At 66.8% G+C, this 20,944-nt stretch carries 19 protein-coding genes; 8 read left to right on the top strand and 11 right to left on the bottom strand.

Annotation, left to right across the window (positions count from 1 at the left end; all coding sequences use genetic code 11):
- Positions 1-104: 104 nt before the first annotated feature.
- A complete protein-coding gene (locus tag AB3147_RS19150) occupies positions 105-938 on the top strand; it encodes an IclR family transcriptional regulator (protein ID WP_367352720.1) in 834 nt (277 codons plus the stop codon).
- Here AB3147_RS19150 and AB3147_RS19145 read toward each other — a convergent pair.
- Positions 935-1,762, bottom strand: coding sequence for an IclR family transcriptional regulator (locus tag AB3147_RS19145; RefSeq protein WP_367352719.1), 828 nt, complete (start codon positions 1,760-1,762; stop codon positions 935-937). The genes AB3147_RS19150 and AB3147_RS19145 overlap by 4 nt on opposite strands.
- A 127-nt stretch (positions 1,763-1,889) precedes the next feature.
- On the opposite strand from AB3147_RS19145, the gene AB3147_RS19140 reads away from it, so the two are divergent.
- From AB3147_RS19140 to AB3147_RS19110, 7 genes are all read left to right on the top strand, one after another.
- The gene (locus AB3147_RS19140; RefSeq protein ID WP_175138016.1) at positions 1,890-2,897 is read left to right on the top strand and encodes a TRAP transporter substrate-binding protein; all 1,008 of its coding nucleotides are present in this window, start codon (positions 1,890-1,892) and stop codon (positions 2,895-2,897) included.
- Between the two features lie 19 nt (positions 2,898-2,916).
- Positions 2,917-3,360, top strand: a complete 444-nt coding sequence (locus AB3147_RS19135; RefSeq protein ID WP_056563405.1) for a type II 3-dehydroquinate dehydratase — start codon at positions 2,917-2,919, stop codon at positions 3,358-3,360.
- 49 nt (positions 3,361-3,409) lie between these two features.
- A complete protein-coding gene (locus AB3147_RS19130; protein WP_438861029.1) occupies positions 3,410-3,976 on the top strand; it encodes a TRAP transporter small permease subunit in 567 nt (188 codons plus the stop codon).
- Positions 3,973-5,253, top strand: coding sequence for a TRAP transporter large permease subunit (locus tag AB3147_RS19125; protein ID WP_175138018.1), 1,281 nt, complete (start codon positions 3,973-3,975; stop codon positions 5,251-5,253). The genes AB3147_RS19130 and AB3147_RS19125 overlap by 4 nt, the downstream gene beginning before the upstream one ends.
- 68 nt (positions 5,254-5,321) lie before the next feature.
- The gene (gene pcaH, locus AB3147_RS19120; RefSeq protein ID WP_175126187.1) at positions 5,322-6,023 is read left to right on the top strand and encodes a protocatechuate 3,4-dioxygenase subunit beta; all 702 of its coding nucleotides are present in this window, start codon (positions 5,322-5,324) and stop codon (positions 6,021-6,023) included.
- 3 nt (positions 6,024-6,026) lie between these two features.
- On the top strand, positions 6,027-6,596 hold the full coding sequence (pcaG, locus tag AB3147_RS19115; RefSeq protein ID WP_367352717.1) for a protocatechuate 3,4-dioxygenase subunit alpha: 570 nt from the start codon (positions 6,027-6,029) through the stop codon (positions 6,594-6,596).
- Positions 6,597-6,621: 25 nt separating this feature from the next.
- Positions 6,622-8,019 (top strand): 3-carboxy-cis,cis-muconate cycloisomerase, encoded by a 1,398-nt coding sequence (locus AB3147_RS19110; protein WP_367352716.1) that lies wholly within the window; start codon positions 6,622-6,624, stop codon positions 8,017-8,019.
- A gap of 73 nt (positions 8,020-8,092) precedes the next feature.
- Here AB3147_RS19110 and AB3147_RS19105 read toward each other — a convergent pair whose 3' ends face one another.
- The 10 genes from AB3147_RS19105 to AB3147_RS19060 form a co-directional block, all read right to left on the bottom strand.
- On the bottom strand, positions 8,093-8,983 hold the full coding sequence (locus tag AB3147_RS19105; RefSeq protein ID WP_367352715.1) for a GntR family transcriptional regulator: 891 nt from the start codon (positions 8,981-8,983) through the stop codon (positions 8,093-8,095).
- A gap of 5 nt (positions 8,984-8,988) precedes the next feature.
- Positions 8,989-10,041 (bottom strand): 4-hydroxythreonine-4-phosphate dehydrogenase PdxA, encoded by a 1,053-nt coding sequence (gene pdxA, locus AB3147_RS19100; protein ID WP_056323631.1) that lies wholly within the window; start codon positions 10,039-10,041, stop codon positions 8,989-8,991.
- A complete protein-coding gene (dtnK, locus tag AB3147_RS19095; protein WP_367352714.1) occupies positions 10,038-11,255 on the bottom strand; it encodes a D-threonate kinase in 1,218 nt (405 codons plus the stop codon). Before dtnK ends, pdxA begins: the two co-directional genes overlap by 4 nt.
- Positions 11,252-12,238, bottom strand: coding sequence for a 2-keto-3-deoxygluconate permease (locus tag AB3147_RS19090; RefSeq protein WP_255809193.1), 987 nt, complete (start codon positions 12,236-12,238; stop codon positions 11,252-11,254). The genes dtnK and AB3147_RS19090 overlap by 4 nt, the downstream gene beginning before the upstream one ends.
- Before the next feature lie 192 nt (positions 12,239-12,430).
- Positions 12,431-14,548 carry a TonB-dependent siderophore receptor gene (locus AB3147_RS19085; protein WP_370633054.1) on the bottom strand — a complete coding sequence of 706 codons (2,118 nt, stop codon included), beginning with the start codon at positions 14,546-14,548 and terminating at the stop codon, positions 12,431-12,433.
- Between the two features lie 281 nt (positions 14,549-14,829).
- Positions 14,830-16,557, bottom strand: coding sequence for an AMP-binding protein (locus AB3147_RS19080; protein WP_367352713.1), 1,728 nt, complete (start codon positions 16,555-16,557; stop codon positions 14,830-14,832).
- 29 nt (positions 16,558-16,586) lie between these two features.
- A complete protein-coding gene (locus tag AB3147_RS19075; protein ID WP_438861028.1) occupies positions 16,587-16,655 on the bottom strand; it encodes a chalcone isomerase family protein in 69 nt (22 codons plus the stop codon).
- 73 nt (positions 16,656-16,728) lie between these two features.
- Positions 16,729-17,274, bottom strand: coding sequence for a DUF4442 domain-containing protein (locus tag AB3147_RS19070; RefSeq protein WP_367352712.1), 546 nt, complete (start codon positions 17,272-17,274; stop codon positions 16,729-16,731).
- A 16-nt stretch (positions 17,275-17,290) separates the two neighbouring features.
- The gene (locus AB3147_RS19065; protein WP_367352711.1) at positions 17,291-18,490 is read right to left on the bottom strand and encodes an acetyl-CoA C-acyltransferase; all 1,200 of its coding nucleotides are present in this window, start codon (positions 18,488-18,490) and stop codon (positions 17,291-17,293) included.
- A 16-nt stretch (positions 18,491-18,506) separates the two neighbouring features.
- The gene (locus AB3147_RS19060; protein ID WP_367352710.1) at positions 18,507-20,897 is read right to left on the bottom strand and encodes a 3-hydroxyacyl-CoA dehydrogenase/enoyl-CoA hydratase family protein; all 2,391 of its coding nucleotides are present in this window, start codon (positions 20,895-20,897) and stop codon (positions 18,507-18,509) included.
- Between the last annotated feature and the right edge of the window lie 47 nt (positions 20,898-20,944).

Raw genomic sequence — 20,944 nt, 5'->3', positions numbered from 1 at the left:
TGTGAATACCCGGCTGCGAGCATAGGGCATAATTTTGAATGCCGTTCAAAATTTGATCGAATTCAAAAATTGAACAATTCATGGGCGGTCAACCGGAGAGCGCGATGAGCGGGGCAATCGAAAAAACACTGGCGTTGCTTGAATACCTGGCTGCCCATCCGAACGGCGCGAACCTCGCCGACATTGCGGACGACCTGCATCAACTGCGCAGCGGATGTCACCGGACCCTGCACGAACTCATGAAGTTCGGCTACGTCCGGCAGACGTCGGTGCGGGGCGAATACGCATTGACGACCAAGCTGGCGTCGATGGGTTTGAGTTTCCTGAGCCGGTCCGGCGTGATCGACATCGCGCAACCGGTTATCGACCGTTTTGCCGCGGCAACCGGTGAACTCGTGCGACTGGCCATTGTCGACGGCAAGCGTCTGACGCTGGTGGCCAAGGCGCAAGGCGCAAAATCCGGGCTGCTGTACGACCCGGACATGGGCATCGACCTGCGCCTGTCGTGCAGCGCGGCCGGCCACGCGTGGTTGATGACATTGCCCGAAGACCAGGCCATTGCCTACGTCACCGAACAGGGGCTGGGAAAACCGCGGGATTTCGGGCCGAATGCCCCCACGTCGATCCGCGCGTTGCTCGCCAGCCTGGACGCGCATCGGCGGCGCGGCTACAGCATTCTGCAGGACGTCTACGCGGCCGGCATGAGCGCGATGGCGGCTCCCATCCGCCGTCCCGGGCATCAAAGCACCGGCATCCTGGTGGTGGCCGGTCCGTCGCAACGCTTGACCGTTAAAGCCATGGAGAAATTCGGGCCGGCGCTGCTGCGCGCGGCAAGCGAGCTGGCGCAGGCGGGGGACGCCTCGCCGCTGCTGCGATCGGCGCGCGTGGGCACCTGGGGAAATGGTCCTGCGCAGGGTGAAGATCTGCCGACGGCTTAATCCGCGGAAGCATCGTCTCCGGCGTTGCGGCCCTGCATCGGAAAGCGCGTCCTGAACATCGGCGATGCCAGGCTGGCCAGCGCCAGTTCCTGCGCGGCGGCCAGCAGGTCGGGACCCAGCGCTTCCATCCGCGCTTCCGTCAGGCGCATCGCCGGGCCGGCGATACTCAACACGCCGATGGCCGCTTCGCCCTTGCGCTGCACAGGCGCAGCCATCGCGGTCATGCCCGGCGCGAACACTTCGTTGATCATCGCGTAGCCGCGCTTGCGGCCGGCCTGAAGCATCTTCGTCAGCGCGGCGATGGTGGTGGGGGCATTGGGACCGTATTCCTCCGGCGAACCGAAACCCTGGCGCGAGACCAGGTCCAGCGCGCGTTCGTCGGTCATCGTCAGCATCCACGCGTGGCCGGAGGCGCTGCACGACAGCCTGGCTTCGGATCCCATCTCCGGGTCGTAGCGCAGACCGTGACGCGCGCCCTGCGCCTTCGCAACCCAGGTCAGCCGCTCTTCGTTGTCCACGATGGCCAGCCGCACCAGTTCGCCTGAGATGTCCGCCAGGCGATCTACCAGCGGCTGGGCGATGTCGACGATGCCGGTCGCCGCCAGATAGCTCAACCCGATCGAAGCGACCCGTGCCGTCAGCGCGTAATCGCCGTGATCCCGGATCTGGCGCACATAGCCGCAGCGGCAAAGGTCTGTCAGCAGGCGATGTGCGGCGCTCTGCGGAATGTCCAATTGCTGCGCAAGAGAAGCGAGGGGCACGCCTTCGGGTCTGGAGGACAGGTACTCCATGACGGCGAGCGCGCGTTCGAGGACTCCGGCCATGTCATCTCAACAAGTAGTGGGGTGATGGATGATAACCCTAGGTGGAAAACTATTCCACTCGGAATTACATTCCACTACCGAGTCTTGCCAGACATCGAAAAAATTCCAAATAACACCGGAGACAACGATGAAGACCAGCCTTTTCCGCATTGCATTGACGGCGGCCCTGTGCGCCAGCGCCATGACGGCCGCCGCGCAGGACATCCAGGAGCGCACGATACGCTTTGGCCACCTGAACAACACGGATCATCCGGTGAGCGCCGGGGTGCAGAAGTTCACGGAACTGGTGGCGGCCAAGAGCGGCGGCAAGCTGAAGGTGAAGGAGTTTCCCGCCTCGCAGCTTGGCAATGAAATGCAGCAACAGTCCGGGCTGCAGGGCGGCGTGCAGGAGATGTCCGCGCCGGCCTCCACGTCGCTGGCGGGCATCGTCAAAGAGTTCGGGCTGATCGATCTGCCGTTTTCCGTGACCGACTTCGGCCAGGCGGACGCGCTGCTGGACGGCCCGCTGGGGCAGGCGCTGATAGCCAAGCTGCCCGAAAAAGGTCTGGTCGCGCTGGGCTTCTGGGATCTGGGCTTTCGCAACGTCACGAACTCCAAGCATGCCATCGGCAAGCCGGAGGATCTGGCGGGACTGAAGATCCGCGTGATTCCTAACCCCGTCTTCCTCGATACGTTCAAGGCGTTCAAGGCCAATCCCGTGCCGATGCCCTTTGCAGAGCTGTATGGGGCGCTGGAATCGCGAGCGGTCGACGGCCAGGAAAATCCCTATTCGGTGATCCTTTCCAACAAGTTCTACGAAGTGCAGAAGTACGTCAGCGCGACCAACCACGTATATGCCGCGAACATCGTGCTGGTCAGCAAGAAGTTCTGGGACAAGCTGTCGCCCGCCGAGCAGAAGATCCTGCAAGAGGCAGCTACTGAAGCGCGCGGGTACCAGCGCCAAGTCAGCCGGGCCGCCGCGCAGAAGGCGGTGACGGAATTGCAGGCCAAGGGCATCCAGTTCAACACGATCGAACCGGGCGAAAAGGCGCGCATGCAGCAGGTGGTCAAGCCGGTGATCGAGCACTTCACCAGCAGCTACGACCCGGCGATCGTCAAGCTCTACAACGACGAACTCGCCCGAATCCGCAAGTAACCCGCACCGGCATCCCATCATGAAGATCCTTGTCCTGCACGGCCCCAACCTCAACCTGTTCGGCCGCCGCGAGCCGCACATCTACGGAACCACGACGCTTGCGGAGATCAACGACCGCCTGGCGGCGCTGGCCGCGGAATTGGGCGTCCAGTTGTCGACGCTGCAATCGAACCATGAGGGCGCGTTGATCGACTTTCTGCACGAGAACATCGACTCCGCCCAGGGCGCCTTGGTGAACCCCGCCGGGCTGACCCAGCACGGCGTGCCGCTGCACGATGCCATCAAGGCCATGCCGTTTCCCACGCTGGAGGTGCACATGTCGAACATCGCCGCCCGTGAGACCTGGCGCGCGCATTCAATCATTTCGCCGGCGGTGCGCGGCACGGTGCAAGGGTTGGGCCCCCAGTCCTACCTGACGGCGCTGCGTGGCCTGGTCGGGCTTTTGCAGGACGCCAAGGCATGAGCCCGGCGCCCGCGCATCCGACGCCGCAAGGAGGCTGGCCATGGTCGTCATAGACAGATTCATCGGCGCGGTCTGCCGTGTGCTGGAGTTCGCCATCGCCTTGCTGCTGGCGGCGATGGTGGTGCTGGTCTTCGGCAATGTCGTGGCGCGTTACGGCTTTAACTCCGGCATCACGCTGTCGGAAGAGCTGTCGCGCTGGATGTTCATCTGGCTGACGTTTCTAGGGGCGGTCATCGCCCTGAAAGAGCGCGGCCACCTGGGCATGGACATGGTCGTGGCCAAGCTGCCCACGGCGGGCAAGAAGATCTGCCTCGTCGCGGGACAGATCCTGATGCTTTACATCGTGAGCCTCATGTTCAAGGGAAGCTGGGATCAGGCGGTGATCAATGCGGACGTCAGCGCGCCCGTGAGCGGCTTGCCGATGGCCATTGTCTACGTGGCCGGATTGGTGTTCTCGGTGATGGCGGGCCTGATCATTGCCATGGATCTGTACCGCGTGCTCGCCGGCAAGCTGCAGGACCAGGATCTGATCATGGTCCAGGAATCCGAAGAGGCGGTGCAGCTCAAGCAGATTCTCGAGGATGCCGGCAACGGCGCGCCCGGGAGAAGCGCATGACGATCGCCGTGTTCATCGGATCGCTGCTGGGGGTCATGGCGCTGGGTGTGCCGATCGCCTTTGCACTGCTGGCCAGCGGCGTGGCGCTCATGTGGCATCTGGACATCTTCGACGCGCAGATACTCGCGCAGAACGTCATTGGCGGGGCGGACAGCTTCCCGCTGCTGGCGGTGCCGTTCTTCATGCTGGCCGGCGAAATCATGAACGTGGGCGGCCTGTCGCGCCGAATCGTCGATCTTGCGCTGGCGCTGGTCGGGCACGTGAAGGGCGGGCTTGGCTACGTCACGATCATGGCGGGCTGCCTGCTGTCGGCGCTGTCGGGATCGGCTGTGGCGGACGCCGCCGCGTTGACGGCGCTGCTTCTGCCGATGATGGTCAGCGCCGGCCACAAGAAGCAGACCGCGGGCGGCCTGATTGCCGCGACAGGTGTGATCGGTCCGGTCATTCCGCCCAGCATCGGCCTGGTCATCTTCGGCGTGGCGGCCAATGTGTCCATTTCCAAACTGTTCATGGCGGCGATCGCGCCCGGTCTGATGATCGGTGGGGCGTTGTGGCTGACGTGGGCGTTTCTGGTCCGGCGCGAAAAGATCGTGCCTCCGCCGCGCAAGTCTCCGCAGGAAATTGCCACCGCGTTCCGCAAGGCGATCTGGGCGCTCATGCTGCCGGTGATCATCCTGGTTGGGCTGCGGATGGGCGTCTTCACGCCGACCGAAGCCGCGGTCGTCGCTGCGACCTACGCGCTGCTGGTGTCGACGCTGGTGTACCGCGAACTCAAACTCAATCAGCTCTACGCAGTGTTCGTGTCGGCAGCCAAGACCAGCGCCATCGTCATGTTCCTGATTGCCGCCGCCATGGTCAGCGCGTGGCTGATCACCGTGGCCGATCTGCCGTCCAAGGTCGTGGACATGTTGCAGCCTTTCATGGGCAACAAGATCCTGCTGATGGCCGCGATCATGGTGCTGGTGATGGTGGTGGGCACGGCCATGGACATGACGCCGACCATCCTGATCCTGACGCCCGTGCTGATGCCGGTGGTGCGCGCGGCGGGCATCGATCCGGTGTATTTCGGCGTGCTGTTCATCATCAACAACTCGATCGGGCTGGTCACGCCGCCCGTGGGCACCGTGCTCAATGTGGTGGCCGGCGTGGGGAAGATGAAGATGGACGACGTGACGCGCGGCGTCCTGCCGTTCATGGCCGCCGAGTTTCTCGTCATGTTCCTGATGGTGGCCTTTCCGGCCCTGGTGATCATTCCCGCGCGATGGTTTGGCGGGTAGGCGCCAACGCACCTCCCGCGCCGCTCGCCGGCGCAACCTGAAGCTCGATTCATTGGAGATTTTTCGCGATGTCCGATCTTGCTCAATACCGGCGCCCCTTCTGGGACACCCAGCCGGGCTACCGTTTCGATCCGTATGGATCCACGCGTTTGCGCTCGCCGAACGAACCGCTGATCGTCGTGCCGCAGACGCTTTCGGAGGTCACGGGGCCGATGTTTGGTGCGGCGTTCGTCAAACAGGGCGATAACGACCTGACCCGCGTCTCCACGGCGGAAGCGATCGGCGAGCGCATCATCGTGTCCGGCCGGGTGCTGGACGAGAACGGCCGGCCGGTGCCGGACGCGCTGATCGAGATCTGGCAGGCCAATGCCGCGGGCCGCTATCTGCACAAACGCGATCAGCACGATGCGCCGCTGGATCCGAACTTCAGCGGCGAAGGGCGAACCGTCACGGACGCGCAGGGGCGCTACCAGTTCAAGACGATCCGGCCGGGGGCGTATCCGTGGGGCAACCATTACAACGGATGGCGTCCGCAGCACATTCACTTTTCGCTGTTTGGCCGAGCCTATGCCACGCGTCTGGTCACCCAGATGTATTTCCCCGGCGACCCGCTGCTGGAGTTCGATCCCATCTTCCAGTGCGTGCCAGACGCCAAGGCGCGCAACCGGCTGATCGCTGCGCTGGATTGGGAGACCACCGTGCCCGAGTACGCGCTGGGCTATCGCTTCGACATCGTCCTGCGCGGCCGCAACGCCACGCCCATGGAGTAACGCATGCTCTATCCCACCAGTTCACAGACTGTCGGTCCCTACCTGCACATCGGGCTGTCCGGGTTGAACCGTGACGATCTGACGGCAGGGTGCGGCGACCTGGGCGCGGCGCCCGTCGTCATAGAAGGACGCGTAATCGATGGCGAGGGCAATCCCGTGCCGGACGGCATGGTCGAGATATGGCAGGCCGATGCGCGCGGTGTGTACGGGCATCCGGACGACCCCCGGCATGACGAGGGCAGCCCGGGCTTCGGCGGCTTTGGCCGTGTGGCGACGCAGCCGGACGGCGGCTTTCGTTTCACCACGATCAAGCCGGGCTGTGTGCCCGGCCCGGACGGACAGATGCAGGCGCCGCATCTGGTGGTGTCCGTCTTCATGCGCGGCCTGCTCAAGCATTTGTCGACGCGGATGTACTTTCCGGATGAGCCCGGCGCCAACGAGCAGGACTGGATCCTGGCCAAAGTGCCCGCACACCGGCGCGGCACGCTGGTGGCAACAGCGGCGGAGGCGGGCGTTTTGCGCTGGAACATCGTCCTGCAGGGTTCGGAAGAAACCGTGTTCTTCGACATCTGAGCCGGTGTGCGACAAGGTCTACACGATGAGCAACCTTTCCGGGCTGACCGAATCCATCTATTCGGATGACGCGATCCTGTCGCTGTTTTCGGGTGCGGCGACCCTCGGCCAGATGCTTGCCGTGGAGGCGGCCCTGGCGCGCGCGCAGGCGCAATGCGGCGTCATTCCCCCAAGTGCCGCAACCGCCATCAATGAGGTCTGCCGGGGTGGCGAAATCCGCGACCTGCTGGACGTGGACGGCATTGCCAGGGCTGCGGTGGCGGCGGGCAACATCGCCATCCCCTTCGTCAAGCAACTGACCGCGGCCGTCGCGCGCGTGGATGCCGAAGCCGCCCGCTACGTGCATTGGGGCGCGACCAGCCAGGACATTCTGGACACCGCGCTTGTCCTGCAGATGCTTCAGGCGGCGGCCAGGCTGGACGCGGGGCTGGAGTGCGCCTCGCTGGCGTGTGCGCGGCTGACCCGCGCGCATCGCAACACCATCATGGTCGGACGCACGTGGCTGCAGCATGCGCTGCCCACGACATTCGGCGCCAAGACGGCGGGCTGGTTGGAGGCGCTGGAACGTAGCCGGCTGCGCGTGCGGCAGGACACGTCACAGATGGCGCTGCTGCAATTCGGCGGCGCCGCGGGCACGCTGGCCAGCCTGGGACCGTCGGCAAACGAGGTGGTGCAGGCGCTGGCCGCCGAGCTGGGCCTGGGCGCGGCTGCGATGCCATGGCACACGCACCGCGACCGGCTTGCCAGCCTGGCCGCGTCGCTGGGGGTGCTGACCGGCACGATGGGCAAGATTGCGCGGGACCTGTCGCTGATGGCGCAATCCGAGGTCGGCGAAGTGAGCGAGCCATCGGGCCCGGGGCGAGGCGGGTCGAGCACCATGCCGCACAAGCGCAATCCCGTGGGCTGCGCGGCCATCCTGGCCGCCGCAATACGCGTGCCGCCGCTGGTGTCGACGATGCTGTCGGGAATGATCCAGGAACATGAACGCGCGCTGGGCGGCTGGCAGGCCGAATGGGATGTGCTGCCCCAGATTGCCGCGCTGACGGGTGGGGCGTTGCGCCATTTGGGCAGCGTGCTGGATGGGCTGCAGGTGTGTCCGGACCGCATGGCAAAGAATCTTGCGCTGACCGATGGCCTCATTCTGGGCGAGGCCTACATGCTGGCACTGGGCGCCCGGCTCGGCCGTCTGCCCGCCCATGCGCTGGTGGAACGCGCGTCGCGCGATGCTGTTGCGAACGGGCTTTCGCTCAGGGATGCGCTGCGCGAAGCGTTGGAAAGCGATGCCGCGACGCGGGGAATGCTCAGTGACGATGACCTCGATCGTCTTGGCAATCCGGCGAATTATGTGGGCGAGGCGCCGGCGATCTGCGACAGCGTGTTGGCGGCCTGGAAGGCGAGCGGGAGCGGCGCGAAGGCGGCTTGAAGCGCCTTGACGCGCCTGCGCATCGCAGCGGTTCAGAACGCTGAAAACCGCATCGCGCGCGTTGCGTTGTGATTCAGGACTGCCCGCGCAGTCGCGCCAATTCCGCCGATAACTCCGCCACCAGCGCCTGCGCGCGCGCCAGCGGGTCCTGTCCGTTGACCGGCGCCTGCGGCTCAGGCGCGGTTTCATGCAGCCGGGGTTGCACGCTTTCCTGTCCCATGCTGACGTCCACGTCGAACACCAGCTGTTCGGCGCGGTGCCAGGTGGTGAACCATTCCAGCGGCTTGCCGTGCTGGTCCATGCCCTGGCCCTGCAGCATCAATAACGGCGTGCCGGCCTGCGTGTCCAGCAGGGCCGCCAGCGCGCTGTCGGCCGCGACCGCGCGGATCTGGTTGCGGCCGGCGCCGGGGCGCAGACCGAACTGCCGCGTCAGCACGCCGTGCAGGGAGGCGTCGGCCAGGTGTTCGGCGCGCAGGCCGGGCACCGCGTCGGCGGGCAGCCACGTGCGCACGTAGGCCAGCGGCGCTTCGGCCACGTGGCGCAGGCGTTCGAGCATCAGGAGGCGGGTGGTGCCGAAGAACTCGGCAACCTCGGCGGGCGGCTCGGCCGGGCCCAGCGCCAGCACGCGCGTGCGCAGCGCAACGCCCGACTGGGCAAACTGTTCGTACAGACCGGTGGACCGCTGCACCAGGCGGCGGTGCTCCTGCGGCGCCGCCACGGTGGCGGGGCGGCCGGTCTCGCGTTGAATGAGGCCTTCGGCGGCAAGTGCTGCGAGGGCCTGGCGCACCACGCTGCGCGCCACGCCGAAGCGGTCGCACAGCGCGGCCTCGCTGGGCAGCACGGCGCCCGCCGCGAGCTTGTTCGTGCGGATGTATCCGCGCAACCGCGACGCCACCTGGGCGTGCAGCGGGATGTCTCCCGCGCGGTCAAGATCGGGCAATGCGTCGTGCGTGGCGGGCGCCATGGGAATCAACCTCCGGTTTGTGCCCGCGCAGTTTCCCATACATGCGTCCAGCCCGGGGCCAGATGCGCGGCGCGCTCGGCGGCCAGGATCAGGCTGTCTTCGCGCGCGATGCCCTTGCCGGCGATGTCGAAGGCGGTGCCGTGGTCGACGGACACGCGCACGACGGGCAGGCCGACGGTGATGTTGACGCCGTCATCGCCGTACACGGACTTGAAGGGCGCGTGGCCCTGGTCGTGGTAACAGGCGATCACGAACTTCCATTTGCCGCGCACGGCCTGCGGGAACAGCGCGTCGGCTGGGATGGGGCCGGCGGCGAGGATGCCCGCGGCGTTGGCTTCGGCCACGGCGGGCGCCAGGATGTCGGCGTCTTCGCTGCCGAAGATGCCGTTTTCGCCGGCGTGCGGGTTCAGGCCCGCGACGGCGACGGGTTCGTCGGCGCGGCCCAAGGCCGTGGCGAACGAGCCGGCCAGGCGCAGGACAGCGCGCATGCGGGCAGGGTTCACGTCTTCGATGGCCTGGCGCAGCGACACGTGCGTCGTGGCGTGGAAGATGTAGAGGTCGCCGGCCGACAGCACCAGCGAGAAGGTCTTGACGCCGAACTCATGCGCCAGCAGTTCGGTGTGGCCGGGCCACTTGTGGCCGGCGGCGTGCATCGCGGCCTTGTTCAGCGGGGCGGTGACGATGCCGTCGATCTCGCCGGCGCGCGCCAGGGCGCAGGCCGTGGTGACAAAGCGCACCGAGCCGTCGCCGGCGTCGGCGCTGATCTCGCCCAGCTTGACGTGCGCGAGCGACGGGCCGGCCTGCAGCACTTCGATCAAGCCGGGGGTGTTGGTCGCGTCGGCCGGACGTTCGATCTTGCGCACGATGGCGGGGTCGGCGCCCAGATTGCGCACGGCATTGGCCATGACGTCTGCGTCGCCAACGACGAAAAGGCGTGCCTTCTGGCGCAGTTCGTCATGGCCCATGAGCATCTTGGCCGTGATTTCCGGCCCGATGCCCGCTACGTCGCCCAAGGTCACGGCCAAGAGGGGCAGCTTTGCGGGAGGGGTTTGTGTCATCGCTTGAATCTCCTGTCGCGGATCGCGCGCACCGCGCGAACCAGTACGTCTTCGGTGCCAAAGCCGCCAGCCTTGGTCACCACGGGCAGGCCAGCGGCCGTGCCTCCGGTCAGCGTGCCCAGAGGCACGCCGCCCATTACTTCATCCACCAACGCAATGCCGTTGGCCTGCAGGGCCACCAGCACGCTGCGCGCGCCGTCGCCGCCGGTGGCGACGACACCTGCCGCGCGCGAGGCGGCGATCAATTGCGCGGCAAGGCTGCCGAGGCGGTCGGCGACCTTGTCGGAATCCAGGCCGGCGCGTTGGCCTTCGGGGGCCAGCAGCAGAATGGTGCCGGCCTCCAGCGGGGCCTGCGCGTGCGCCTGCAGGAGCGGTTGGCTCCAGGCCTGCCACTGCGCGTCGTCAGCCAGTTGTTCGAGCGACGGGCGCCAGGTGTCGGCGCCCGCAGCCTGCAATGCGGCAGCCTGGCCGCGTGCGGCGCTGTGCTGCGAGGTCACCACGACGACAACGGGGGCGGTCTGGTCGGCGCCCGCCCAAACGCGGGCCAGCGGGACGGCCAGGCCGCCCGCGCCCACGGGCAGGGCGCGCTCGCCCAGCAGGCCGACGGCGCGCGCCAGCCGTTCCAGGTCGGCATCGGTGGCCGCGTCCACCACCACGGCGCCGCCCGCGTGCGCGATGCGCGCGGCCAGCGTTTCCGGCGTGTCTTCCGCCAGCGGCGCGACGTGGGCGCAGCCGAGCAGGGTGGGGATGTGGCTTTCGGTCACGGGGGTGACCGGATCGGTCGCGGCCGAGGTTTCGGTGACCGGCTTCCCATTCACATACAGAATGCCTTGCTCGACGGTGCGGCCCGTCGCCGGAAAGGCGGGGCAGACCACCGCGATCGCGTCATCGCCCCAGGCGTCGCGCGCCGCGTCGATCTCGGCCTTGAATGCGCCGCGCAGCGTCGAATCCACTTTCTTGTACAGGCGGGTCACGCCGGCATCGCGCAACTGACGTACGTTGCCGCGGATGACCTCGGCCGCATCGGCCGCGCTAAGCGCGCGGCTGTTGGTCGTGACGGCCAGCACCTCGACGCCGTCGTGGGCGGGCCCGGACAGGGCCTCGTCCGAGCCGCCAATCGACAGGTGCGTGCACCAGCCGGCGCGCACGAATTGCACGGCGGTGTCGCCGGATCCGGTCAGGTCGTCGGCAACGATGGCGATGGTGGGTTTCACAGGGCCTCTCCGCGGGCTTCGGTCAGGGGCGGGGCGACGGTGGCGTCGGCGTCCTCGGACTTCAGTTCACCGGCGCGCTTGAGGAACCAGGATGCCAGCACCGGGGCCAGAATGGAACTGATCAGCACGCATGCGGCGACCTGCGCGGTGGCGGTGGACACGTACTGCTGGAAGTTGGGGTCGGCTGCCGCGACCACGGCGGGAGTGGCGATGGCGTTGCCGGCGGTGGTGCCGGCTGCGAAGCCCAGGCCGCTCTTGCCGCCGCGGCGCAGGATCATGCGGTAGCCCAGGTAGACCAGGCCGCCCGTGATCGGGCTGATGATCAGGCCCAGGATCAGGCCGCTGATGCCGCCGCCAACCACGGCGCCCAGATCGATGCCGGTGCCCAGCGCAAAGGCGAAGAACGGAATGACGATGTTGGGCACGGGCTTGAGCACGTCGCGCCACTTGGGGTCCAGGTTGCCGACGACGACGCCCAGCAGGAAGGGCACCAGTGCAGCGACCAAGGCGATCATCGGGATGTCGGCCAAGCCGGACGCGCCCAGGAACAGCAGGCTGAAGAAGGGGCCGTCGTTGACCGCGCTGGCGACGTAGGCGCCGCGGTCGCGGGCATCGCCGTATTGGCCGGTGTAGGCCAGCCACAGGCCGCCGTTGCTGTTGTCGAACGCGGCCAGCATGGCCAGGATCGACACGCCCCACAGACCGTCCAGACCGACGTAGCTGCCGAGGATGATGATGAGCGTGGCGGGCACCAGCGTCTTCATCAGCAGGATGGTGCCGGCCGTGGCCAGGATCGGGCCGCCGGTGCGGGCGTTGACGTGCGTGCCGGTCGCGAAGATCAGCAGCGCGATCAGCGGCAGCGCGCTGTTCTTGAAGAGGGCGGTGGTGAAGCCGCCGATGGCGAGCGCATCAGGGGCGAAGGTGCCGATCAGGGAACCCAGGATCAGCGGCACCAGCATCAATCCACCAGGGATTTTCTGCATCGTGCCAAAAAAGGGCGAGCGGGTAGTTGCGGTCGACACTATCGAGGTCTCCAGGACGATTTTTCTGGGTTGCAGACGTTCATGCGCGCGTCTGTCGGACGGGTGAAAAAATCGTAGTGTACACCTGTACGTACAGCATGTACGTACAGGTTGACCCCAATTGCCGTCCCGGATATGGGGACGGTTTTGTCGTCAGAAGCGGTAGGCGCCGCTCAACATGACTGTGCGGCGCGCACCGTAGAAGCAGTCGCCACGGTCCAGGCAGACCACTTCATACGTGCGGTCCGCGATGTTGTTGACGTTGAGCGCATAGCGCCATGGTCCGTTGGTGTAGCTGACCATCGCGTCGAACAGCGTCACGGATGGCGTCTCCGGCGCGCCGCCGTCGCGGAACTTGGACAGGAAGCGCGTGCCAGCGCCGACCGCGAAGCCGGGCTGGCCCGCGATCGCGAAGCGGTACTTGCTCCACAGCGACACCATGTGCTTGGGCATGCCTTCAAGCTGCGGATCGATGTCGGTATAGATGTAGTTGGCGATCACGTCGACGTTTTGCGTGACGCGCCCGCGCATCTCCAGTTCGACGCCGCGTGTACGCGTCTTGCCCGCCTGGATCTGGTTGTTGGGATTGTCCGGATCGTTGGTCTGGCGGTTGCTTTCGCGCAGGTCGTACGCCGCCGCCGTGAATTCCAGGTCGGCGCCCGGGGGCATGTATTTCAAGCCCAGTTCCCACTGTTTGCCGCGCATGGGTTTCCAGCGCTGGTCGTAGAAGTCCGCGCCCGCGATGGGGGTGAAGGACTCGCTGTAGCTCACGTACGGCGACCAGCCGTTGTCGGCCGCGTACATCAGGCCGAAGCGCTTGGTCGTGGCCTGATCGGTTTCCTTGTCCTGGCCCTCGGCCGTGCTTTCGACGCGATCGCGGCGGATGCCTGCCAGCAGGATCCAGTTCTTGTCGAACGTGATCTGGTCCTGCGCATAGAAGCCCAGTTGCTGCTGGCGCTGCTTGGGCGAGTCGCTGAGCGTGTAGTCGGGCGCGTTGCCATACACCGGGTGGTACAGATTCAGCGGCGATCCCAGCCCGCTGTCCGATTGGCTGGTTTCGCGATACCGTGTGTAGTCCATGCCGACGATGACGGTGTGCTGCGTGCGGCCCCAGTTCAGCTTGCCTTCCAGGTTCTGGTCGGCCAGCAGCGTGCGCATGCGCGGCTTGTTGATGTAGTAGTAGCGGTCGACGGTGGTCTGCTCGGGGTCGATATAGGAATCGCCGCGGCGGTCGCCATACACGTTCGGGTACAGCGATTTGTAGTCCACGCTGCTGACCGTGTTGCGGAAGCTCTGGCGGACCTTCCAGGTGTCGTTGAACTTGTGTTCGAACAGCCAGCCGACGTTGAATTGCTCGGTGTCGTAGGTGTCAAAGCCCGGTTCGCTGGCAAAACGGCGCGTCGGAATGCGGCCGTTGGGATTGTGATCCACGGTGCCGCTCCAGGGCAGGAACGACTGCGTCGTGCCGGAGCGGTCCTTCTGCCAGGAGGCCTGCAGCGTCAGCGACGTGGCTGCGCTGGGTTGCCACGTGAGCGACGGCGCGAGGAACATCCGATCGTCCTGCGCATACTGCACCTGCGTGTCGCTGTCGCGGCCCAGCGCCACCACGCGATACAGCCACTGGCCGTCCTCGGTCAGCGGGCCGGTGATGTCGGCCTGGATCTCGCGGCGGTTGAAGTTGCCCAGCTGCACGCCGATTTCACCCTGCTGCTCGGCCTGCGGGCGCTTGCTGACCAGGTTGACGATGCCGCCCGTGCTGCCCTGTCCGTACAGCATCGACGACGGGCCGCGCAGCACCTCCACGCGTTCCAGGCCATAGACCTCGGTGCGCGGGTTGTTGAAGCTGAAGAACTGGCGCAGGCCGTCCAGGTACTGCACGGGCTCCACGCCGCGCACACGCACGTAGTCGCCGCGGTTGTCCACGCCGTAGGCGTTGGGCCGCACGCCGGCTGCGTAGTTCATCGTGTCCTGCACGTTCTGCGAACCCTGGTCGATGATCTGCTCGCGCGGGATCACGGTGATGGCCTGGGGTGTTTCGGACAATGGCGTGTCGGTCTTGGTGCCGGTGGCGCTGCGACGGGCTACGTAGCCGTCGACGGGACCGGTGGCGGTTTCGCCGGTGCCCAGCACCTGCACGGCGGGCAGGGTGGCGGGCTGTTCGGGCTGCGCATGCGCGGCGCCCGCGCCCAGGCAGGCGGCCAGCGCGGCGGCGGCGGGAACACGGGTGTGCAGCCGCGCGCGCGGGGCGGCGGGGGTGTGGTGGTGCTTCAAGAGGATCTCCCCACTGGCGTCGGTTGGGTGCGGCCAGTTACGTATAGAAATGACAACGATAATAATTATCAATTGTGGCGATGTGCTCAGCCAATAGCGCGCGTCGCGGGAAGATGTAAAAAAGCCCTGCGGCGCTCCAGCGTGGCAGGGCTTCCACAGAAATCCCCTGTGAATTCATTAGGTTGAAGCGCGGCTTGATGCGGGACGCTGCCGCGGCCGCTGTTGGCGGCGCGCGACAGTGTTGCACGCGCAAAAACGGGGTGCGGTCGGCGGTGCGCCGATCAGTCCTGGCGGGTCGCCTGATTCGCGGGGGCCGGAGGGTTGGCGGCGGGCGTGGCGGCAGGCGCCGGCGCGTCGGGACGCAGTTCGCGCCGCAGAATCTTGCCCACGTTGGTGCGCGGCAGGTCGTCGCGGAACTCGATGTGGCGCGGCACCTTGTAGCCGGTCAACTGGCTGCGGCAATGCGCGATCAGCGTTTCCGCGTCCAGCGTGGGGTCCTTGCGGATCACGAACAGCTTGACCGCCTCGCCGGAGCGTTCGTCCGGCACGCCGACAGCCGCTACCTCGCGTACACCAGGATGCAACGCGGCCACGTCCTCGACCTCGTTCGGGTACACGTTGAAGCCGGACACCAGGATCATGTCCTTCTTGCGATCGACCAGATACACGTAGCCGGTCTCGTCGACATAACCGACGTCGCCCGTGCGCAGGAAGCCGTCCGGGTACATGACGAGCGCCGTCTCGTCCGGCCGGTTCCAGTAGCCCCGCGTGACCTGCGGACCGCGCACGCAGATTTCGCCGTTTTCGCCGATGCCCAGTTCGCGGCCCGCGTCGTCGCGGATCGACAGATCCGTGGAGGGCACGGGCAATCCGATGGATCCATTGAAGATCTTGGTGTCCAGCGGATTGATGGTGACGGCGGGCGACGTTTCAGTCAGGCCGTAGGCCTGGGCGATCGATACGCCGGTCGCCGCGCGCCACCGGTCCGCCACCGACCGCTGCACCGCCATGCCGCCGCCCATGGTGAGCCGCAGGCGCGAAAAATCCAGGTGGGCGAAATCGGGGTGGTTGAGCAGCGCGTTAAAGAGCGTGTTGACGCCCGTGAAGGCCGAGATCGGCACCTTGCCCATTTCCTTGATCAGCCCGGGGATGTCGCGCGGATTGACGATGAGAAGGTTGCTCGCGCCCAGCTTCATGAAGGTCAGGCAGTTCGCCGTCAGCGCGAAGATGTGATACAGCGGCAGGGCCGTAACGATGCATTCCTCGCCGTCTTTCACCAGGGGTCTTACCCACGCGTAGGCCTGGCTCACGTTGGCGACCATGTTGCCGTGCGACAGCATGGCGGCCTTGGCCACGCCGGTCGTGCCGCCCGTGTACTGCAGGAACGCCAGGTCGGCAGGCGAGAGCCGCATGTCGGTGTAGGGTAGGTCGCGCGCCGCACTCAGTACGTCGCCCAGCTTGTGCGAGCCGGGCAGCGACCACGCGGGCACCATGCGCTTGACGCGCCGGACCGCGAAGTCCACCAGGCGACCCTTGATCGGGCCCAGCATTTCTCCGATGGAGGTGACCACCACGTGCTCGACCTGCGTGCCGGGCAAGGCCTTTTGCAACGTGGCCGCGAAGTTGTCCGCGACCACGATGGCGCGCGCGCCGGCGTCGGCCAGCTGGTGTTCCAGTTCGCGCGCGGTGTAGAGCGGATTGCAGTTGACCACGATGCAGCCGGCCCGCAGGGCGCCGAACAGGCAGACCGGGTATTGCAGCAGGTTGGGCATCATCAGCGCGACGCGGTCGCCGCGCGCAAGGCCCTGGGCGTGCAGCCATGCGGCAAAGCGGCGCGTCAGCGCGTCCAGTTCGGCATAGGTGATCGACTTGCCCATGCTGATGTAGGCCGTCTTGTCCGGAAAGCGCCGGAAGCTTTCCTCGATGATCGTCACCAGCGTTGTCTCGCCGTCGGTCTCGATCTCGGCGGGCACACCGTAGGGATAGCTCTTGTGCCAGATTCGTTCCATGTCTTGCGGTTCCGTTGGGGCGCAAGGCCCTAGTTGCCCAACAGGGCTTTCTTCAGGGAAGCCTGCGCGGGGCTGTCGCCCAGCCAGACGCGCAGCAGGGCACGCGCACGCCGGCGACGTCGACGTCAGCGTGGGCCGGCGCGCCCGCCAGGCTGGCGGCAAGGATCAGACTCAGGGCAGCGGCGCGCCCTCCGGGGTTGAAACGCATTGGTCACCTCCAGTGTTCTTCTGTTTGTAGAACTTCTTGTCTGCGATGTAGATCGTGCGTTCCACGACGGCGTACACGACGTCGTCCTTGTCCTTCAATTCGACCGTGTAGGTGCGGGTCGTTTCGTGATGCGAGGCAAGCAGGCGCCGGATTTCGGCGATCTCGCCCGGCGGCAGCCGGAAATCCACGTACAGCGTGGTGTAGGCCGGCTTGCGAAAGCGGATCGATGCCGCCTTGTCCCACACGATGTGATCGGCGCCCAGCGCCGACATCAGCATGGTCGGATGCGCGCCGTCCGTCACCGCGAACAGTGAGCCGCCGTACATCGACCCCACGATATTGCGCGTGCGGCGCAAGAGCGGCAGCTTGATGCGGATGTGCTGGAAGTCCGGCGACACGTGCAACACGCGGCCGCCGGTGGCGCGAAACGCCGGATGCAGGTTGAAGCCCACCCGCATCAGCCGCGCGCGCCACTCGGGCGACAGGTTCTTGAACCAGTAGGGCTTCACGCTGTCCGCCGCCTGCTTACAGGGCCTCGAACAGGCCGGCGGCGCCCATGCCGGTGCCGATGCACATCGTCACCAGCCCGTACTTGCCGCCGGTGCGGCGCAGTCCGTGCGTGATCGTGGCGGTGCGGATCGCGCCGGTGGCGCCCAGCGGGTGGCCCAGCGCAATGGCCCCGCCCAGCGGGTTGACCCTGGCCGGGTCCAGCTTCAGCTCGCGGATCACGGCCAGCGACTGCGCCGCAAAGGCTTCGTTGAGCTCGATCCAGTCCAGCGCGTCCTGCTTGATGCCGGCGCGATCCAGCACCTTGGGAATGGCGGCGACCGGACCGATGCCCATGACCTCAGGCGGCACGCCGGCCACGGCAAAGCCCACAAAGCGGGCGAGCGGGCTGAGGTTGAATTCGCGCAGGATGCGGTCGGACACCAGGATCACGGCCGCCGCGCCATCGGACATCTGCGAGCTGTTGCCGGCCGTGACGCTGCCGCGCGTGGAGAACACGGGCTTCAAGCGGGCCAGCGCTTCCAGGCTGCTGTCCGGGCGCGGGCCTTCGTCGAGCTCGATAAGCCGGCGCGCCACGCGCACCGCGCCGCTGGCGCCGTCCGGCAGATGCGTGACCACTTCATAAGGCGTGGTCTCGGCGCGAAAGTGGCCGGCAGCGATGGCTGCGCACGCCTTCTGGTGCGACGCCAGCGCAAAGGCGTCCTGGTCTTCGCGCGACACCTTCCAGCGCTCGGCGACCTTCTCGCCGGTCAGCCCCATGCCGAACGCCATGCCGACGTTCTCGTCATGGGCAAAGATTTCCGGATTCATGGACACCTTGTTGCCCATGATCTGCGGCATGGCGCTCATGGATTCGGTGCCCGCGCCGATCATGATGTCGGCCTCGCCCATGCGGATGCGGGCGGCGGCGTCCGCCACGGCCTGCAAGCCGGACGCGCAGAAGCGATTGACGGTGACGCCCGCCACGCTTTGCGGCAGCCCCGCCAGCAGCAGGCTGATGCGGGCCACATTCATGCCCTGTTCGGCCTCCGGCATTGCGCAGCCGGCGATGACGTCCTCGATGCGGGCTGCGTCCAACCCTGGCACCTGCGCCAACGCGCCATTCAGTGCGGCGGCCAGCATGTCATCGGGGCGGGTGGTGACGTAGGCGCCATTGCGCTTGCCCACCGGCAAGCGCGTCGCGGCGACGATGTAGGCGTCTTGGATCTGCGTGCTCATATCCATTTCCTTTGGGCTAGTTCCGTAGTGGTTTGCCGGTTTCCAGGGTGTGGCGGATGCGCGCCTGCGTTTCCGGCGTGCGCAAGAGCGCCACGAACTCCTTGCGCTCCACGGCCAACAACCATTCCTCGTCGACCTTCGTGCCGGTCTCGACCTCGCCGCCGCACAGCGCGACCGCCGCGCTACGTGCCACGCGGTAATCGTGCGCGCTGATCATGCCGCCTTCACGCATGTTGACCAGCACCATCTCGAAGTTGGCGATGCCGTTGCGGCCGGCCACCGGCACGTTCTGCAACCGCGCGGGCGGGGTGTACCCGGCCTGCGCCGCGGCGCGCGCCTGGCCGATGGCCACGTAGAGCAGTTCGCCGGGATGGAACAGCACGATGTCGTGCTCGCGCGCGAACCCGGCGTCGATGGCTTCCAGTCCGCTCTTGGCGACCTGGGCCATGGCAATGGTCTGGAAGACCGGCTGCAGATACGGAAAGACCTCGCCGGGCGTGGCCGTCTTGGCCGCCAGCGCCGCAGCGCGCGCGGCAAATTCCTTGCTGCCGCCACCCGCCGGGATCAGGCCCACGCCCGCTTCGACGAGGCCGATGTAGCTTTCGAGCGCCAGCACGCGGTGCGAGGCGTGCATCAGGAATTCGCAGCCGCCGCCCAGCGCCATGCCCTGCACGGCGGCCACCGTCGGAATCTGCGCGTACTTGAACGACTGCGACGCGCGCTGGAATTTTTCGACCGTGGCTTCCAGCATCTCCCATTGGCCCGCCGCGCAGGCTTCGACCACCTGCTGCAGGTTGGCGCCCACGGCAAACGGCGCGTCGTGCCAGATGACCAGGCCGTCGAATTCGCGTTCGGCCTTGGCCACCGCCTGCAGCACGCCTCCCAGCACTTCCGCGCCCAGCGTGTGGTTGCGGGACGTGACGGACAGGATGGCGATGCCGGCGTCGACCTGCGGCAGGTTCCACAGGCGCACGCCTTCGTTTTCCCAGACGGTGACGCCCCGGTCGTCGGGGGCTTCGCCTACGACGCGCTCCGGGAACAGCTGGCGCGCGTACACGGGCAACGTCGAGCGCGGATGCAGCTTGCCGGTGCGCGCGGAATACGAGCCTTCCGGCGCATGCACGCCCTGGCGGTTGGACTCCAGCACCCAGGCGGGCAGGGGCGTGTTGCTCATGGCGCGGCCGGCGGCGATGTCCTCGGCCACGGCGGCGGCAATCGCCTGCCAGCCGGCGGCCTGCCACGTTTCAAACGGGCCTTGCGACCAGCCAAAGCCCCAACGCATGGCCAGGTCCAGATCGCGCGCGTTGTCGGCCACGTGCTCAAGCTGCACGGCGCTGTAGTGGAAGATGTCGCGGAACAGGCTCCACAGGAATTGCGCCTGCGGATGGTCGCTGGCGCGCAGCGCGGCAAAGCGCTTGGCCGGATCGCGTTCCTTGAGCAACGCCGCCACCTCGTCGGCCAGCTTGCCGGTGCCGGGAGCGTAATCCTGCTTTTTCAGATCCAGCACCTGGATCTCGCGGCCCTGCTTGCGATAGACGCCGGCGCCGCTTTTCTGGCCGAGCGCGCCCTTGGATATCAGCGCCGACAGCCATTCCGGCAGCGCGAAATACTGATGCCACGGATCGTCGGGCAGGTTCTTTTCCATCGTGCCCACGACGTGGGCCAGCGTGTCCAGCCCGACCACGTCGGCGGTGCGGTACGTGGCGCTCTTGGGGCGGCCGATCTTGGGGCCGGTCAGCGCGTCGACTTCGTCGAAGGCCAGACCCAGGCGCGCGGTGTGGTGCATGGCGGCCAGGATCGAGAACACGCCGATGCGGTTGGCCACGAAGTTCGGGGTGTCCAGCGCGCGGATCACGCCCTTGCCCAGCGCAGACGTCAGCCAGGTTTCCAGCTGGTCCAGCACGGCCGGCTGCGTGTGTGACGTCGCGATGATTTCCACCAGGCGCATGTAGCGCGGCGGATTGAAGAAATGGATGCCGCAGAAGCGGTCGCGCAGCCCGGCGGGCAGCGCGTTGGCCAGCGCGTCGATGGACAGGCCGGAGGTGTTGGAGGCGACGATGGCGCCGGGCGCGACATGCGAGGCAATGCGCTCGTACAGCGCCGTCTTCCAGTCCATGCGCTCGGCGATGGCTTCGATGATGAGGTCGCAGCCTTGCAGGCGCTCCAGGTCGTCATCGTAGTTGGCGGGCGTGATGAGCGCCAGGCGTGATGCGCCGGCCAGCGGCGCGGGTTCCAGCTTCTTGAGACCGGCCAGCGCCTTCTTGACGGTGCCGTTGCGGTCGCCTTCGCGGGCGGCCAGGTCGAACAGCGTGACCGGCACGCCGGCATTGGCCAGGTGGGCGGCGATCTGCGCGCCCATGACGCCGGCACCCAGCACGGCGACGTGTTTGACGACGAACTTGCTCAAGGGAGTCTCCTGAAAAGGCGGGCGGACGGCGCGCGGCCGTCCGCCCG

It is taken from the genome of Achromobacter animicus (assembly GCF_040775605.1).
In the GTDB taxonomy this organism is placed as follows: Bacteria; Pseudomonadota; Gammaproteobacteria; order Burkholderiales; family Burkholderiaceae_B; genus Achromobacter; species Achromobacter animicus.
Note: the sequence above shows the minus strand (reverse complement) of the source record. Positions and strands in the feature narration are given on the sequence as shown.